Below are 2,746 nucleotides of genomic sequence, written 5' to 3' on the forward strand. Positions count from 1 at the left end.
GGCCCGCCGCCGCGGGCGGGCCGCAGCGGCGCGGAGGCGTCTTCGGGGGCTTCGGGCACCAGGTCGATCAGTGCCTCACCGGCTACGACGATCACGTCAGGGGTTCCCGCTCGGCCACGGTGATGAGCACCTTGACGTGTTCCGGTTGCAGCGAGGCGGCGAAGGCCTTGGCCGCGTCCTCCAGCGGGTAGGTGGCGGTGACGATCGCGTCGGTGTCGACGGCGCCGGAGGTGATCAGGTCGAGGGCGGTGCGGTAGTCGTCAGCGGTGTACATGAGGGTGCCCTCGACGCGGATCTCGCGGTCCTGGACGAGGTCCAACCGGATCGGGGTCGGCCCGGGGGCTCCGACGCCGACGACGACGATCTGGCCGCCCTTGGCCACGATGTCGACGGCCTGGGCCATGGACTGTTCGCGGGCGACGCAGTCGAAGACCACGTCGGCCGGGCCGTCGAGGACGGCCTGGGCCTGCGCGGCCAGGTCGGCGGCGTCGGCCGGGAGCGCGTCGTCGGCACCGAGTCGCACGGCTCGCTGCCGTTTGTTCTCCAGCAGGTCGGTGACCACGATCCGGGCGGCACCGGCGTGCCGGGCCGCGGCCAGGACGAGCAGACCGATGGGCCCGGCGCCGAGGACGGCTACGGTACGGGCGGTGAGGTCACCGGCTTTGGCGACGGCGTGCACGGGGGTGGCGAGCGGTTCGACGAGGGCCGCCTGGAGGTCGGACATCCCCTCGGGCACCCGGTGGACGCGGTCGGCGGGGATCGTGAAGACGTCGGCCATGCCGCCGGGGGTCTGACAGCCGAACACCTCCAGCCGCCGGCAGATGTTGTAGCGGCCGGAGCGGCACTGGGCGCACGTGCCGCAATACAGGTTGGGCTCGACGAGCACGCGTGTGCCCGGGGCGAAGGCCTCGGCCCCTTCACCGACGGCGGCGACCACGCCGACCACCTCGTGTCCGGGACGGTAGGGCAGGCTGATGAAGGGATGGCGGCCGAGGGCGGCATGGGTGTCGGACCCGCACACCCCGATCACGGTGCTGCGGACGAGGAGCTCGTCGGGGCCGGGCTCCGGCGCGGGTACCTCTTCGATGCTGATGTCGTCGATGGACCGGACGAGTACGCGCCGGTTCGGCTGAGGCATGGTCAGGGATTCCGTTCGGTGTGGTGTGAGGACCGCGGTGCGTGGTGGGTGGACGGCAGCGTGGCTCCGGGGCAGGCATGGCAGCGCCGGTGGGACGCCGTACCCCGGGGCCGGGCGCCGGTGCGGGTGGGCGGTGACGAGGTCCCCGGCCGGGGGCTACGGCTGCCGCGTCGGGACCGGATCCCGGTCCGGTGCCGCAGCGGTCCGCCGAGGGGCCGTTTCGCGGATCGAGGTGATCGCGAAGCTCAGGGTGACGGCGGCCAGCAGCATCACGTAGAAAGAGGGCGCGAGTTGGTTCCCGGTGGTGGCGACCAGCCACGTGGCCACGTAGGGAACCGTGCCACCGAACGCCGAGACGACCAGGTTGTAAGGGATGGCCATCGCACCGCTGCGGATGCGCGCGGGGAACTGCTCGGCCATCATCGCGCTCAACGCGCCGTCGAACACCGCGATCAGGAGGCCGAGGATCAGCATGGCGGAGACAGCCAAGACGACGCTGCCGAGCGACATCAGGTAGAACGCCGGCCAGGTGAGTAGGACGAATCCGGCGCTGCCCGCGATCAGCATCGGTTTGCGGCCGAGGCGGTCGGAGAGGGCGCCCATGACCGGTACGGCGATGGCGGTGACCCCGATGGCGACCGTCGTGGTCGTGAAGGCCTCGGTGGTGCTGAACCCGAGGTCGCCGCTGAGGAAGCTCGGCAGGAAGGACACCAGCGCCCAGTGTGCGATCGCTTTGAGGAGCAGGATGCCGCACAGCACCAGCATCGCCTTGGAGCCGGTACGGAACGCCTCCTTCGTCGGCGACTCGGCGACGCCGCCGGTGGCCTCCAACTCCTGGAATTCCGGGGAGTCTTCCAACTGCAGCCGGATGTACAGGCCGACGAGACCGAGCGGCAGCGCGAGGAGGAACGGGATTCGCCAGCCCCAGCCGGTCATCGCGCCGTCCCCGAGCACGGTGATGAGCGCGAGTGCGAGTCCGGAACCGACAACGGACGCGATGAACCCGATCCCGTCCATCGAGCTCGTCATGAACCCTCGGCGGGTACGCGGCGAGTGCTCGAACAGCAGCGCCACGGCGTTGGACGTCTCACCGCCGGCCCCGAAGCCCTGCACCATCCTGGCGGCCACCAGCAGCACCGGGGCCAGGACGCCCACGCTGTCGTAGGTGGGCAGCACGCCCATCGCGAACGTCGAACCCGACGTGAGCAGGACGACGATGGCCAAGGTACGCTGCCTGCCGATGCGGTCTCCGAGCGGTCCGAAGAAGAGCCCACCGAGCGGCCGCAGGACGAACCCGATGGCGGAGACGGCGAAGGTGGCCAGCAGCGCGGTCGTCGGATCGCCGGAGACGAAGAAGTTGGCGGCGAGGAAGGTGGCCAGCAGGCCGTAGGTGCCGACGTCGTACCACTCGATGAAATGGCCGATGCCCGCCGCTACGAGGACCTTCCGGGCCTGCGGGGATATCTTCTGGTCGTCCGCCTCGGTACGGCTGTGCACTGTGTTCTCCTGAGGTCTCATTGCACCGGCGACGCCACGCGGCCGCCCTGCTCCCGGATCGCTGCCCTGACCTGCTTGCCGTCCAGTTGCCGCGGCTGCTTCCCGCTGGTC

At 70.7% G+C, this 2,746-nt stretch carries 2 protein-coding genes; both read right to left on the minus strand.

Features of this window, described 5'->3' with window-relative positions; translation table 11 throughout:
* Nucleotides 1–91 precede the first annotated feature (91 nt).
* Nucleotides 92–1,138: a zinc-dependent alcohol dehydrogenase gene (locus IH13_RS0114120; RefSeq protein ID WP_031084363.1), complete on the minus strand. Its 1,047-nt coding sequence runs from the start codon at nt 1,136–1,138 to the stop codon at nt 92–94.
* Nucleotides 1,139–1,294: 156 nt separating this feature from the next.
* Nucleotides 1,295–2,635, minus strand: a complete 1,341-nt coding sequence (locus IH13_RS0114125) for an MFS transporter (RefSeq protein ID WP_031084364.1) — start codon at nt 2,633–2,635, stop codon at nt 1,295–1,297.
* Between the last annotated feature and the right edge of the window lie 111 nt (nt 2,636–2,746).

Origin of the sequence: Streptomyces sp. NRRL WC-3549, from assembly GCF_000721935.1 — a bacterium.
Classification (GTDB): Bacteria; Actinomycetota; Actinomycetes; order Streptomycetales; family Streptomycetaceae; genus Streptomyces.

Bases quoted from the DNA above. Each gene is read 5' to 3' on its own strand.
- IH13_RS0114120 (WP_031084363.1), bottom strand. From the start codon at position 1,138: ATGCCTCAGCCGAACCGGCGCGTACTCGTCCGGTCCATCGACGACATC.